15 protein-coding genes are annotated in these 13,185 nt (G+C 45.5%); 13 read left to right on the top strand and 2 right to left on the bottom strand.

Features of this window, described 5'->3' with window-relative positions; translation table 11 throughout:
* On the bottom strand, positions 1-1,068 hold the full coding sequence (locus R7P72_RS14560) for a class I SAM-dependent methyltransferase (RefSeq protein WP_053307501.1): 1,068 nt from the start codon (positions 1,066-1,068) through the stop codon (positions 1-3).
* Between the two features lie 27 nt (positions 1,069-1,095).
* Positions 1,096-1,494 (bottom strand): hypothetical protein, encoded by a 399-nt coding sequence (locus R7P72_RS14555; RefSeq protein WP_005382272.1) that lies wholly within the window; start codon positions 1,492-1,494, stop codon positions 1,096-1,098.
* A 76-nt stretch (positions 1,495-1,570) separates the two neighbouring features.
* Here R7P72_RS14555 and R7P72_RS14550 point away from each other — a divergent pair, with 76 nt between their 5' ends.
* Genes R7P72_RS14550 through R7P72_RS14490 form a run of 13 tightly spaced genes read left to right on the top strand, consistent with a single transcriptional unit; the run spans position 1,571 to position 13,178 of the window.
* Complete coding sequence (locus R7P72_RS14550; protein WP_053303275.1) at positions 1,571-2,299, top strand: beta-ketoacyl synthase chain length factor; 729 nt, start codon at positions 1,571-1,573, stop codon at positions 2,297-2,299.
* Positions 2,296-3,063: a lysophospholipid acyltransferase family protein gene (locus R7P72_RS14545; protein WP_213907107.1), complete on the top strand. Its 768-nt coding sequence runs from the start codon at positions 2,296-2,298 to the stop codon at positions 3,061-3,063. Before R7P72_RS14550 ends, R7P72_RS14545 begins: the two co-directional genes overlap by 4 nt.
* 13 nt (positions 3,064-3,076) lie before the next feature.
* Positions 3,077-3,337, top strand: coding sequence for a phosphopantetheine-binding protein (locus R7P72_RS14540; protein ID WP_005382278.1), 261 nt, complete (start codon positions 3,077-3,079; stop codon positions 3,335-3,337).
* Positions 3,338-3,352: 15 nt separating this feature from the next.
* Positions 3,353-3,610 carry an acyl carrier protein gene (locus R7P72_RS14535; RefSeq protein ID WP_053303277.1) on the top strand — a complete coding sequence of 86 codons (258 nt, stop codon included), beginning with the start codon at positions 3,353-3,355 and terminating at the stop codon, positions 3,608-3,610.
* Positions 3,610-4,170 carry a hypothetical protein gene (locus R7P72_RS14530; protein ID WP_025766967.1) on the top strand — a complete coding sequence of 187 codons (561 nt, stop codon included), beginning with the start codon at positions 3,610-3,612 and terminating at the stop codon, positions 4,168-4,170. Before R7P72_RS14535 ends, R7P72_RS14530 begins: the two co-directional genes overlap by 1 nt.
* A 4-nt stretch (positions 4,171-4,174) precedes the next feature.
* Positions 4,175-5,575, top strand: a complete 1,401-nt coding sequence (locus R7P72_RS14525) for an AMP-binding protein (protein ID WP_053303278.1) — start codon at positions 4,175-4,177, stop codon at positions 5,573-5,575.
* 10 nt (positions 5,576-5,585) lie between these two features.
* The gene (locus R7P72_RS14520; protein ID WP_017634794.1) at positions 5,586-5,954 is read left to right on the top strand and encodes a 3-hydroxyacyl-ACP dehydratase; all 369 of its coding nucleotides are present in this window, start codon (positions 5,586-5,588) and stop codon (positions 5,952-5,954) included.
* Positions 5,947-7,653: a glycosyltransferase family 2 protein gene (locus R7P72_RS14515; protein WP_213907064.1), complete on the top strand. Its 1,707-nt coding sequence runs from the start codon at positions 5,947-5,949 to the stop codon at positions 7,651-7,653. Before R7P72_RS14520 ends, R7P72_RS14515 begins: the two co-directional genes overlap by 8 nt.
* Positions 7,637-9,190, top strand: a complete 1,554-nt coding sequence (gene hutH, locus R7P72_RS14510; RefSeq protein WP_170966928.1) for a histidine ammonia-lyase — start codon at positions 7,637-7,639, stop codon at positions 9,188-9,190. Before R7P72_RS14515 ends, hutH begins: the two co-directional genes overlap by 17 nt.
* A complete protein-coding gene (locus R7P72_RS14505) occupies positions 9,190-9,636 on the top strand; it encodes an acyl-CoA thioesterase (protein WP_005388315.1) in 447 nt (148 codons plus the stop codon). The genes hutH and R7P72_RS14505 overlap by 1 nt, the downstream gene beginning before the upstream one ends.
* Positions 9,636-10,256: a LolA family protein gene (locus tag R7P72_RS14500; protein ID WP_213907106.1), complete on the top strand. Its 621-nt coding sequence runs from the start codon at positions 9,636-9,638 to the stop codon at positions 10,254-10,256. Before R7P72_RS14505 ends, R7P72_RS14500 begins: the two co-directional genes overlap by 1 nt.
* A complete protein-coding gene (locus R7P72_RS14495; RefSeq protein WP_215810596.1) occupies positions 10,228-12,570 on the top strand; it encodes an MMPL family transporter in 2,343 nt (780 codons plus the stop codon). Before R7P72_RS14500 ends, R7P72_RS14495 begins: the two co-directional genes overlap by 29 nt.
* Positions 12,567-13,178, top strand: a complete 612-nt coding sequence (locus R7P72_RS14490) for a DUF3261 domain-containing protein (RefSeq protein ID WP_053303283.1) — start codon at positions 12,567-12,569, stop codon at positions 13,176-13,178. Before R7P72_RS14495 ends, R7P72_RS14490 begins: the two co-directional genes overlap by 4 nt.
* Positions 13,179-13,185: the final 7 nt, after the last annotated feature.

The raw sequence follows: 13,185 nt of genomic DNA, 5'->3' as shown, positions 1-13,185 counted from the left end.
TTAGTTTGCTTGTAGTTTTAATAAGGTATGACCAAGGCCAATATTGTCGGTTCTTTCAACGACAGATAAACCTGCCGCTTCGACAATTTCTAAGAAATCATCACTGCGATAAAAGCGACTATTACCGTTAGCTAAACAGGTAAAATAAAGAGAAGTGGCATTAAGGCTATAGGAAGCTCCCGCGTATTTTTGAGCATCCCAAAACAGCTCCAATACGTAAATAGTATCTCCCTTCGTTAACTGGGCTTTAACTTTTTTAAGGATATTGAGGATCTCAATTGGGGAAAAGCAATCCAAGAACTGGCTCATCCACCAAACGTCAGCATGCTCCGGCAATGTTTGTGCTTTATCAAGCATGTTTGCAGGGTATGGACGTACACGCTCGACGAACTGGTTTTCTGAAACATTCTTCATCGCTACTTCTAATTGCTGCGGTAAATCAACAATCGTCACTTGAACGTCAGGGTCATGTTTACAACACTGAATCGCCCATTTTCCCGTATTTCCGCCAATATCCACAAGATGCTTTGGCTTGCTTGCAAATACCTCTTTAAGCAGAAGTGGGAACGAGCGATCCGAATAGAAATGATCGAACTTAAACCAGCTCTGTTTGGCTTGTTCTGGTAACGTCGATAGACCTTGATAGATGGTCTCCCAATTGCCCAACTCTTTCAAACCAGACGGTTTACCTTCTTGAATTGCTTCCGTCAAATGCATCATCGCGGCGTAACAAACATCTGCCGTAAAATCCATGTTTGCATTCGTCATACCATCATGAAGAAGGTAAAAACCAAGGTTTGCAAGCGAATAGTTAGGTCGTTCCCATAAAACAATATGCGCACTAATCGCCATATCCAACAGTACTTTAACACCATATTCTGATACTCCCGTTTTCTCGGCAATATCTGTGGCACTCATGCCTTGAGCGCCAGCGCTGTCTAAAGCAGCTAAAATACCTAAATCTCGAAGCGTTTTGGCGGTCTGGAACACGATTGGTGCAAAAGATAACTTCTGAGCTTCTGTCTTCGCTTCAAAAGCATTAAAAGGGTCATTATTTTGATTTAACACGGAAAAACCTAACTGCAATTAATAGTTTTATTGTTGAGATTGATTGCCCAACAATGCAATAGCTCGCTGAATATCAACATTCAAGTTGTTTACCCAACGATTGTAATTGCGGTGGATTTTGCCATCACTTGCTTTGAGATTTACTGAGTTGAGATAAATAATTGAGTAATATTTATTATTGTATGGGATTTTTACTTCTGCAGAGTGTTTACGAACGTGGATTTTTGCAATAAGAACACCAGGGCTTACTTCTTCGATCGTCCAGCCTCGGTTAGTTGCTGATTGCACTATGGCCATTTTTACTTGTTTATTTTGAAGATCATAAGCAACTGGAGTATCCTCCACATTCATTACAGGTTGTACTCGTCCACAACCAACAAGAAGCAAAGTTAATAATAACGAGACATACAGCTTAAAACGCGACATGATAATTTCCTTTTTATTGTGAATTTGGGTCAACCCCAATTTGTATCGAGCTGTAAAATAAACAATTTAACCCAATATGCCAAACTCGAAGATCAACATTTCGTTCAATATTGATGCGTGGACAGCGAATTCATTCGGTTTATCCGAATCCAATGAATGGAAACAATGGGCAACAGAGATAAAGTGGCCAGAAGATGGCAAAATCAATGTTGCAAATATTCCTGCGATGATGCGCAGAAGAATGAGCCCACTCAGTAAACTGGCGGTACAAACTGCAATCGAAATGCTTAATCAACATCAAGTTGATTACCTTGTATTTTCAAGCCGTCATGGTGAACTGCATCGCAGCGTCGCACTAGTTGAAGATATAATTAATGGAGAAGAGGCGTCTCCGATGGCTTTTTCTCAATCAGTGCACAATACCGCCGCAGGGCTTGCCACTATCGCAACTAAACAACCCATTCCCCTAACTTCTATCGCTGCTGCAGAAAACACATTCCAAAGCGCAATATTAGAAGCATGGCTGTTTTTGTCCGACAATCCTGACAAAAAAGTACTGCTTGTTGATTTTGATGAGCCTATGCCTGACTCTTATTTAGAATATGAAAACCAACAATACCAAGGGTTTGGACTTGGCTTAATACTTTCTCATGGAGACAATTTCGCGATACAAAGCTCCATAAACGCAGAACGTTCCGGTCATCCTCTTCCTCAAGGTTTAGTATTTTTGCAACAATACTTGTTAGATAAAAGCCAGTGGACTATTTTCGCTCCGCAACAAGCTTGGGAATGGCACAAAAAATGACTCGCTTAAATCAGTATTGGCGTGTGCTAGCAACAGGCTTTTGTTTTTCAGTATTTGGGTTAGGTGGTTTAGTACTGAGTTTCATTGTTATTCCGACCATTCGTATTTTTGTTTCAGACCAAACGGAACGCGAATATAAAGTTCAAGGTGCGATTCGATATTCATTCAACACATTTTGTAAATTAATGAAGTTCAGCGGGGCGATTGATTATGAAATTATTGGCGCAGACCTTCTTCAACAAGATCGAAATTGTTTAATTGTTGCCAATCATCCGAGTTTAATTGATTACGTTTTAATCGCCTCACAATTAAATCGCTGTGATTGTTTAGTAAAGTCCGCAATTTGGTCGAATCCTTTTATGAAGCACATCGTAAAAGCAGCCGGATATATTCCCAATGAAGCACCGGATGATTTATTAGCACTTTGTGATGAACGCTTTAACAAAGACAACGTGTTGCTTATATTTCCTGAAGGAACAAGAACAACGCCAGGTGTAGAACCGAAATTACAACGCGGTGCAGCACAAATTGCGGTAAGAACAGAGCGAGATTTAAGGGTGGTCCATATTACGGTAACGCCAAGTTTCCTCACAAAAGAGAAAAAATGGTATCAAGTACCGGCAACAAAGCCCTTTTTCAGGGTTGAAGTTAAGGATAAAGTTGAGATTACCCCCTTTATAAAGCAAACTACGTCGCCGACAATAGCGGCGCGACGCTTACAACAGCACCTAGCTGAAAACATTTTTCCAGAAAACTTTTATTAATAAGCAGGTCCCAGTGGAACAGTTACACAACGACATTAAGCAACTTATTATTGATGCTTTAAACCTTGAAGATTTAACCGTAGATGATATTGAAACGGATGCACCACTTTTTGGTGATGGACTTGGCTTAGATTCTATCGACGCGCTTGAGCTTGGACTCGCAATAAAAAAACAATACAACATCGTTATTGATGCCGACGACTCAAATACGCGCGAACACTTTGCGTCTGTAGCAAATCTAGCGAAATACGTTTCTTCTCAAACTAATGAATAAGTTGTAGGTATATTCATGACTGATGTAAATAAAGATCAAGTATTTAAACAAGTTAAAGATGCGCTTGTTGAGCTGTTCGAAATTGATGCAGCCGACATTCAATCAGATGCGCACTTATACCAAGATCTCGATCTTGATAGCATTGACGCCGTTGATTTGGTCGTACACCTACAGAATGTCACTGGCAAAAAAATCAAGCCAGCAGAGTTTAGTGCAGTAAGAACCGTTGACGATGTGGTTAACGCTGTCACTGAGTTATTGAAGGAAAGTTAATGCGCCAATTGCTGACTGGTCTGTCTGCAATTGTACTGTTTGCCTACCCCTTCGCCGTCTATTTCGGTATAGATAAATTTGGCTTGAACTTAGTTGGGGGCTTGTTAATTGCTGCGTTACTTTTGCGTGTTTTCGTCGCAAATAAGACCCCACTAAAAGAGTTTAAGTTCTTGGCGCTCGTTACGGGCGCTGTTGGCATTGTTCTAATTACGCTTGGCATGGTGTTTAAACAACATGGGTGGCTTCAGTTTTACCCTGTCGTTGTCAATGTATGTATGCTGTGTGTATTTGGACTGAGCTTAAAACAGCCGCAATCGATCATAGAGAGGCTTGCTCGCTTGCAAGAACCCGACCTTCCGGCTAGTGGCGTGGCTTACACTCGCAAAGTGACGATGGTTTGGTGCGCCTTTTTTACGCTCAACGCTGCCGTTGCACTCTATACCTGTTTCCTACCAGTAAAAATATGGACGCTTTATAACGGCCTCATCAGCTACTTACTTGCTGGTGGCTTGTTCGCTGGAGAATGGATCGTGCGTCAATTTGTTCGAAAGGAACACTAATCGTATGAATACAACGTATTCGAGCTTTACCTCCCTAGCGACCTTGTTCATCGCGGAGAGGTCTGAGCAATCCCCAGTCTCTTACGATCGCGATACGGTTATCACGTGGGGTGATTTCCAACAGCACGTCGCAACACTTACTCAACAGCTAGAAACCCAACCAACGCAAAACATTGCGTTGTGTTTTGGCAACAGCTACCTGTTTGCCGTTGGCTTTTTTGCTTGTTGTTATGCAGGAAAATCCATTGTATTACCTGGTAATTACCAACCAGAAGCACTCAAAGAGCTCAGTGAGCACTACGATTTGTTGCTGCATGATGCCGATGTCTCGGCTCCAGAACTCGTGAGCTCGCTTTTGATCGAAGCTCAATCATTGCTAGAAACCACCGTGATTAGCGAGCCAGAGGCCAAACAACCTTATTTTTGGCGTGAATTAAACCTGGCAGAAATACCAGTAACGCTATTTACTTCGGGTTCAAGCGGCACACCAAAAGCCATTGCAAAAACGCTGAAACAGCTCGATATCGAAGTTGCTATTCTAGATAACCTGTGGGGCGACACGGTTGCCAGCACACGCGTTGAAAGCACCGTTTCTCATCAACACATTTACGGCTTGCTGTTCCGCGTATTGTGGCCTTTGTGCTCCGCACGTCCATTTTCAGCACACGACCTTGAGTTCCCAGAGCAAATTGTCCATCACGCTGATGCTGACACCACGCTAGTAAGCAGCCCTGCGTTACTAAAACGACTCAGTGAAGAGCACAATCCGGTTGCGATTCGGTGCGTATTTTCTTCTGGTGGTCCCTTGCCAAACCAAGCCGCGCAGCACAGCCAGTTGTTGTTTGGGTCACTTCCTATTGAAGTTTTTGGCAGCACAGAAACCGGCGGCATCGCTTACCGTCAGCAGCACGAAGCCAGTACTCCCTGGACGTTATTCCCTGGTATTGAAGCCGAGCTTAACCATGAAAATTGTTTAAAGCTCCGCTCGCCACACATTGATGAAAACACTTGGTACCAAACTGCGGATGAATGCTATTTCCATGATAGTATTTCTTTTGAATTGCGTGGACGCACTGACCGAATCGTCAAAGTCGAAGAAAAGCGTATTTCCCTTGTCGAAGTGGAAAAACGTTTAGAGCAATTGCCGTGGGTTCAAGAAAGCGTGGTGATCCCAATGGAAGAATCTGGTCGCCTCACGTTAGTCTCGATCATCGTACTTAACGATCAAGGCAGCGATGTGCTTAATGAACTTGGTAAAGGCAAATTTTGGCTTGAGCTTCGCAAGGCACTGCGCAATTGGCTAGAACCGATCGCTATCCCGAGAAAATTCCGAGTGGTCGACGAAATTCCATTGAACAGCCAAGGCAAACGCCAAGTTGCTGAAATTGAAAAACTATTCCAATAAAGCTAGTAACATGGAAAAAAGAAAACCAACTATTCAGAATATTGAAGTGAGTGACCATACCGCGGAGCTGTCGCTGCGAGTGGATGCTGACATCTTAGATTTCCAAGGTCATTTCAATCACTTCCCTCTTTTACCCGGCGTCACTCAAATTGATTGGGCGCTGTTCTACGCCGTTCAATATTTGAATACTCCCAAGGTATTTAAAGGAATGGAAGTCATCAAATTTCAAGAGCCGATTCTGCCAAACGCCGACGTTTGCCTCTCACTATCTTGGGACAATGAGCGCGAGAAATTGACCTTTAAGTACACATCGACAAACGGTGAAACCTTGGTGACTCACTCGTCAGGAAAAATGAAACTGGGTGAGTCACGTGAGTGATTATCGCCCCTGCTTTTTAATTCCTTGCTACAACCACGGCAGCACAATTGCAGACGTGGTTGCGTCGTTATCCTCTTTCGCTTTGCCAGTGCTGGCCGTTGACGACGGCAGCAATGAAGACACCAAACAAGCGCTTTCTGCTTTGAGCAAGCAAGGACTGATAAAACTGATTAGTTTGAGAGAAAACCAAGGCAAAGGTGGCGCTGTGATGGCAGGCCTACATCAAGCTCACCAACTTGGTTTTACGCACGCCATTCAAATCGACGCAGACGGTCAACACGACCTAGAAGCATTGCCGAAATTGCTCAGCGCCAGCGAAACAAAACCAGATAACCTGATTTCTGGCCAACCGATATACGACGAGAGCGTACCTAAAGCCCGTCTGTATGGTCGCTACGCTACGCACGTTTGGGTATGGATAGAAACCTTGTCACTATCTATCAAAGACAGTATGTGCGGTTTTCGCGCCTACCCAGTGGCGAAAACGGTCGCCGTGTTGAACAAGTACAACATCGGCAAACGCATGGATTTTGATATCGAAATTCTGGTGCGAATGTACTGGGAAGGCGTCGATATTGATTTTGTTCCAACGCGCGTGATCTACCCTGAAGGTGGCATTTCCCACTTCGACGCATTGTGGGATAACGTCAAGATAAGCTGGATGCACACTCGCCTATTTTTTGGCATGTTGCCGCGCATTCCTTCGCTACTCGCCAAAAAGCGCCGTCACACAGATGACAGCAATGCCCACTGGTCGAAACGAAAAGAACAAGGCACAATTTTAGGCATCAAAACCTTGCTCGCGGTTTACCGCTTGTTCGGTAGAAAAGCGTTTGACCTGATTTTAAAGCTAGTCATGCGCTACTACCACTTCACGGGTAAATCAGCCCGCGAAGCGTCTGAGATTTACCTGCAAAACTTGCAGCGCTACGCAGCGCAGCAGAACATCGCACTGCCAAAACAGTTGGACAGCTATCATCATCTGCTTTCTTTTGGGCGAACCATGCTCGACAAACTAGCAGCATGGCAAGGTGACTTTAATGTCGACAACCTAACCATTCACGGCCAACATCATTTCGAAGAGATGGCGCAGAAAAAACAAGGCGTGCTCATTTTAGGCTCACACCTTGGCAATATCGAACTCTGCCGCGCGCTTGGTCGTCGACACACTCATGTCAAAATCAATGCCTTGGTATTTACCCAACACGCTGAACAATTTAATGCGGTAATGAAGGCGGTAAACCCAAACTCGGAACTGAATTTGATTCAAGTCAGCTCAATGGGACCAGACACCGCGATTCTGCTTCAACAAAAAATCGAGCAAGGCGAATGGGTGGTGATCGTTGGCGATCGCACTTCTACCAGCAAAGAAAATCGTGTCGTTTGGGCAGATTTTCTTGGTAAACCTGCACCATTCCCGCAAGGCCCATTCATGCTGGCCTCGGTATTAAAAGCGCCGGTTTACCTACTCTTCGGCCTACGCGACGATGAAGCGAACACTCCGCATTTTAATGTGTACTTTGAACACTTTAGTGACCAAATCACGCTACCGCGCAAGGAGCGTCAGCAGGCACTAGAACACGTTGTTCAACAGTACGCACAAAGATTAGAACACCACACACTGCAAGCGCCGTTACAGTGGTACAACTTTTTTAACTTCTGGACTTTAAGTAATCAGCCACATGACAAACAACAATAATCACAACATCACTTTTGGTGCCCAATCTTTAACCATCGAAGATGTCGTTGCCATTGCTCAAGGTGCAAAGGCAAACATGAACACCTCGCCAGAATTTACCGCGAAAATTGATCGTGGCGTGGCGTTTCTGGAACGATTACTGAAAGAAGAAGGCGTTATTTACGGCGTGACTACGGGTTACGGCGATTCATGTACTGTGGCGATTCCACCTGCTCTTGTGGATGAACTTCCGTTGCACCTTACGCGCTTCCATGGCTGTGGCTTAGGTCAAATCCTTTCTCATGAGCAAGCTCGTGCGGTGTTGGCGACACGTTTATGTTCATTGTCGCAAGGCGTATCTGGCGTGTCTCACGATCTGTTGAACCAAATCGTTGCGCTTATCAACCACGACATTGCGCCGCGTATTCCACAAGAAGGCTCGGTGGGTGCAAGTGGCGATTTAACGCCTCTGTCTTACCTAGCGGCGACCTTAATTGGCGAGCGTGAAGTGCTTTACAAAGGCGATGTGCGACCAACACAAGAAGTGTTTGCAGAGCTGGGCATTGAACCAATTCGCCTAAAACCAAAAGAAGGTTTGGCGTTAATGAACGGTACATCCGTGATGACTGCCCTCGCCTGTCTTGCCTACAAACGAGCAGAATACCTAGCGCAGCTTTGCACCAAGATTACCGCGATGGTCTCTGTGGGTATGCAAGGTAATGACTTCCACTTTGATGAAGCGTTGTTTGCGGTAAAACCTCACCCTGGTCAACAGCAAGTTGCGGCTTGGCTGCGTGATGATCTCAATGCTGAACGTCCGCCACGCAATAGCGACCGACTGCAAGATCGCTACTCGCTGCGTTGTGCGCCACACGTGATTGGCATGGTTCAAGACTCACTGCCTTGGCTACGTCAATTGATTGAGAATGAACTAAATAGTGCCAATGACAATCCAATTATCGATGGCGACAACGAGCGCGTTCTGCACGGCGGTCACTTCTACGGTGGTCATATCGCAATGGCGATGGACACATTGAAAGTGAACATTGCCAACTTAGCTGATTTGCTGGACCGTCAGATGGCGCAACTGATGGATTACAAGTTCAATAACGGCCTGCCGTTTAACTTAACCGGTGCAGAAGGCGAGCGTAAACCGATCAACCACGGCTTTAAAGCGGTTCAGATTGGTATCTCAGCTTGGACGGCAGAAGCGTTGAAAAACACCATGCCAGCGAGCGTTTTTTCTCGCTCAACCGAATGTCACAACCAAGACAAAGTGAGCATGGGCACCATTGCGGCTCGTGATTGCCTACGCGTACTTGAGTTAACAGAGCAAGTTGCTGCGGCTTCACTCCTAGCAAGCGTTCAAGCGGTTGAGATTCGTCGCCGTCATAACGAATTGGACGAACACCACATGAGTCAGAGTTTGCGAGTAATTCGTGACGCCGTACTGAGCGAGTTTGAATTTGTGATTGAAGATCGCCCGTTAGAACAAGATTTGCGTCATTTCATTGAACGCATTCAGCAACGTCATTGGCCACTCTACGCGGAGGTATAATGCAAGAGCAGGTTCTCTACCCATTAGAAGCGGAGGTGACTATGGTCACCTCATTCCAAGATGCTGACCCGATGGGCGTGATATATCACGGCAACTTCTTTCGGTATTTTGAAGAAGCGCGTCGTGTGCTGATGGAGAAGATCCAATACAGCTATCGCGATATGCAAGACTCTGGGTACATGTGGCCGATCATCGACACGCGCGTTAAATACGTCAAGGCGATTCCGTTTAATCACACCATTCGCATTACCGCGCAACTCACTGAGTGGGAAAACCGCTTACGTGTGGATTACGTGATTTACGACGCCGAAACGAATCAACGTATGTGCAAAGCGCATACAACGCAAGTCGCCGTATCCATTGAAAAGCAAGAGATGTGCTTTGTGTCTCCAGCAGTCTTTTTAGATAAAGTAGAGCAATGGCACAACCATGGGAGCCTGAACTAATGCAAAAGTGGTTACTCTCTTTTTTGTTGATATTTTCTGTTCCAGCACTGGCCACACCGACTGCAAACGTAACGGATTTGGCATCGCTTCAGCAGCAGTTGTCTCAGCATGAAATCGTACGCGGAGATTTTACGCAGCAGCGTCATCTGGAAATGTTCAGTCAACCTCTAACCTCTAAAGGTCAGTTCACACTGAGCAAAACACATGGCTTGTTGTGGCAACAAACAGAACCTTTCGCAGTCAATTTGGTATTGACGGAAAACAAACTTCGTCAGACTTTTGCCGACCAAGCACCGAAAACGATCTCTGCACAAGAAAGCCCAATGGCATTCTACTTTAGCCACGTGTTTTTATCCGTGTTCCACGGGGATACTTCTGCACTGCAAGAACAATTCACACTCGATTTTTCAGTTGAGAACAATCAATGGCAGCTCGTTTTAGTGCCAAAACAGTCGCCATTAAATGCGGTGTTTCAATCCATCACTCTTTCCGGTAAAACGCACATTGATCGCCTAACCCTACAAGAGCTGCGTGGCGATAAGACCGAAATCACGTTTACGAACCAGACCTCTCTACCTCAGGAACTCACGGATGCCGAAGACGCTCAATTCCGTTTCTAAACTCAGTCTCAGCACTCACACCTTTGCTCTGGTTTGGCTCAATCTCGTTGTTTTAGCGGGCGCGTTGCTACTCAAACAATGGGTTTGGAGTGCAGAATCTCCGATTGAGACCAACATTTTAAAACTGCTGCCGAAGAACCAACAAAACCCGGTGGCTGAGCAAGCCTTTGAGTCGGTCTCGGCAAGTATGAGCGACAAAGTCATTTTCGTGATCACAGCGCCGGACAAAAATGCCCTTTTTGCAGCGGCCGCTGAATTTGATAAGGGGTTACGCCAAAGTAATCATTTTCGCGATGTGGTGGGAAAAATCTCACCTCAAGAGCAGCAAGCTTGGGCGAGTTACTACTTTAAGCACCGCTTCCAATTGCTGACGCCTGAACAACGAGAGCGTTTAAGCCAAAATCCAGAACAGCAAGTTCAGCATGTGATTCAGTCACTGTACAACCCGTTTTCTGGAGTGACCGGGCAAGAGTTACAAAATGACCCTTTCTTGCTATTTCGTGATTATTTAAGCCAAGTTACCCAGCAATCGTCCTCTTTCCGATTGGATAACGGCTATCTGTCCGTCGAGAAAGACGGTGCTCAATACTTGCTTATTACTGCCGAGCTAAAAGACTCACCTTATAGCCTAACTGGGCAGCTTGCCGTCCCTGACATTCAAGCGCTAGAACAAAGCGTCGCGCAGAAATATGGCGCTGAAGTCGCACATACTGGCGTTCTATTTTACGCCGACTTTGGTACGCAAAGTGCAAAATCGGAGATCAGTACCATCGGTGTGTTCTCTCTGCTCGGTATCATTGCATTGTTCGTATTGGTCTTTCGTAGTGTGGTGCCACTGTCTCTCGCACTGCTTTCCATCACCATTGGTTTGCTCGTTGCGTTGTCAGTGACAACGTGGATTTTTGGAAAAGTCCATCTGTTCAGCTTAGTGTTTGGCGCAAGTTTAATCGGCGTGTCTATCGACTACGCATTCCACTACCTAACGGAACGTCTTGCGGCGGGAAATGAATGGGATAGCGAGCAAGGGTTAAAGCATATTTTCATAGCGATCACACTGGGCTTAATCACCAGTTTGATCGGCTATTTGGGCATGTTAGTGGCACCGTTCCCTGGTTTGCAGCAGCTTGCGCTGTTTTCATCCATTGGTCTAATTGCCGCTTACATCACCGTGGTGGCTTGGTATCCGATACTGGCTCGTAACCCATCGCAATCCATTTCGAACTTACCAGGACAATCATTGTTGGCGAAATGGTTAACGCTTTGGAATCAACCTCGAATTAAAGTCGGATTACCGATGTTATGTGTGGTTGCGAGTGGCTTTTTCTTGCTGCAATTGAACTACGATGACGACATTCGTCTACTGCAAACGATGCCGAACGATCTCAAGCAGCAAGAAACCTTGATTACGACGCTTAGTGGCATGCAATCTTCGCAGCAAATGTTGGTCATTACCGCAGACGATGACGAAAACCTAATGAAAAAGCTGGAGTCTTTGACGCCAACTTTAGAAGCGTGGAAAGCGGACAGCACCATCGAAAGCTACCAGAGTCTGAGTCGCTACTTGAGCTCAGTGGAACGTCAGCAACAAGACTATCAATTGATTCGCGATCTTTACGCGACACAATCCAGCCCACTAACTTCCGGGCTGGGCTTAAGTAAAAAGCCCAAAATGGACGCCGACTTTATCCCTGTTACGGTTGAACAGTACTTGCAAAACCCGGTATCAGCGCCTGTACGTTTTCTTCATTTGGGTAAAATTAAAGGAAAATCGGCAACGGTAGTGGTGTTAAACCAATTGCAAGACTCCGCTGTTGTTAAGGCATTTGCCAAATCAAAGTCTGATGTTGTCTACCTAAACAAAGCTGAAGAAATATCCACCCTATTTGGTGAATACCGAATCAAAATCATGGAGCTATTGGCAGCCGCCAGTGCTGTGATCTTTCTGGTATTAATCAAGCGGTACGGTCTGCAACACAGTTGCCGAGTTTTACTGCCATCATTGATTGCTTGCGCCTGCGGTCTTGCAACTGCTGTCGCGATGGGAACAACATTAAACCTGTTCAACTTGCTTGGCTTGGTGCTCATTCTTGGTATAGGGATCGATTACACTCTGTTCTTTGCCGAGAAAGCCCGCAGTGTGAGCACACTATTGGCGATCACCCTTTCGGCAATGACCACTGTGTTGTCATTTGGATTGCTGTCACTCAGCCAAACTCACGCGATTCACAGTTTTGGCATTACGGTGTTAAGTGGTATTTTTGTCGCTTGGCTGCTCTCTCCAATTGCAATTAAAACAGAGGAAACGACGTCATGATTTTCAATCACGCCTTTCGCTGCGCGACGTTATTCGCACTGAGCCTGTTTTTAAGTGCATGCAGCTTGGTCCCTCACCAATCGACGCCTCTGGTCGACATTGCCGAGCACACCCAAGTTGGCTTGCCCACTCCCGCAAGCTTGGGCTATCAGTTGTCTGCCAGTCAGTTAATTACGGCTTCTTGGGCAATAGATGGTAAAACCAAATCTGAGCAACTTCCGGTACAACTGCAAGTGATCAACAACGAAGTGGTGCTGGCAGGCTTCTCATCCTGGGGGACGAGAGTACTCTCACTGTCTTACGATGGAGAACAAATTCAAACCGAAGTGCTCAACGGTTTACAAGGTTCGCTACCGCAGCCAGAACAGGTATTATTTAACCTGATGATCACGCTCTGGCCGAGTTCCGCTTGGGAAGGATCGTTAAATGAGGTAAGGTGGCGAATTATTGATAAAAATAATTCTCGCGCCATCTTTGATAGCGGCGGTGAAAAGATCATTGAGATTCAATACAGCTCTTCTAACAAGTTAGAGGGTAAGATTGATTTTCATCACCTCAAACATCAGTTTTCAATTTCTATTCAAACACTGCAACATCAGATTAACTAAGAACAAT

Source organism: Vibrio sp. Vb0888 (assembly GCF_033338835.1).
GTDB lineage: Bacteria > Pseudomonadota > Gammaproteobacteria > Enterobacterales > Vibrionaceae > Vibrio > Vibrio alginolyticus.
This window is presented reverse-complemented; position numbering and strand designations above follow the sequence as displayed.

Bases quoted from the DNA above. Each gene is read 5' to 3' on its own strand.
- R7P72_RS14555 (WP_005382272.1), bottom strand. From the start codon at position 1,494: ATGTCGCGTTTTAAGCTGTATGTCTCGTTATTATTAACTTTGCTTCTT.
- R7P72_RS14550 (WP_053303275.1), top strand. From the start codon at position 1,571: ATGCCAAACTCGAAGATCAACATTTCGTTCAATATTGATGCGTGGACA.
- R7P72_RS14545 (WP_213907107.1), top strand. From the start codon at position 2,296: ATGACTCGCTTAAATCAGTATTGGCGTGTGCTAGCAACAGGCTTTTGT.
- R7P72_RS14535 (WP_053303277.1), top strand. From the start codon at position 3,353: ATGACTGATGTAAATAAAGATCAAGTATTTAAACAAGTTAAAGATGCG.
- R7P72_RS14530 (WP_025766967.1), top strand. From the start codon at position 3,610: ATGCGCCAATTGCTGACTGGTCTGTCTGCAATTGTACTGTTTGCCTAC.
- R7P72_RS14525 (WP_053303278.1), top strand. From the start codon at position 4,175: ATGAATACAACGTATTCGAGCTTTACCTCCCTAGCGACCTTGTTCATC.
- R7P72_RS14520 (WP_017634794.1), top strand. From the start codon at position 5,586: ATGGAAAAAAGAAAACCAACTATTCAGAATATTGAAGTGAGTGACCAT.
- hutH (WP_170966928.1), top strand. From the start codon at position 7,637: ATGACAAACAACAATAATCACAACATCACTTTTGGTGCCCAATCTTTA.
- R7P72_RS14505 (WP_005388315.1), top strand. From the start codon at position 9,190: ATGCAAGAGCAGGTTCTCTACCCATTAGAAGCGGAGGTGACTATGGTC.
- R7P72_RS14500 (WP_213907106.1), top strand. From the start codon at position 9,636: ATGCAAAAGTGGTTACTCTCTTTTTTGTTGATATTTTCTGTTCCAGCA.
- R7P72_RS14495 (WP_215810596.1), top strand. From the start codon at position 10,228: ATGCCGAAGACGCTCAATTCCGTTTCTAAACTCAGTCTCAGCACTCAC.
- R7P72_RS14490 (WP_053303283.1), top strand. From the start codon at position 12,567: ATGATTTTCAATCACGCCTTTCGCTGCGCGACGTTATTCGCACTGAGC.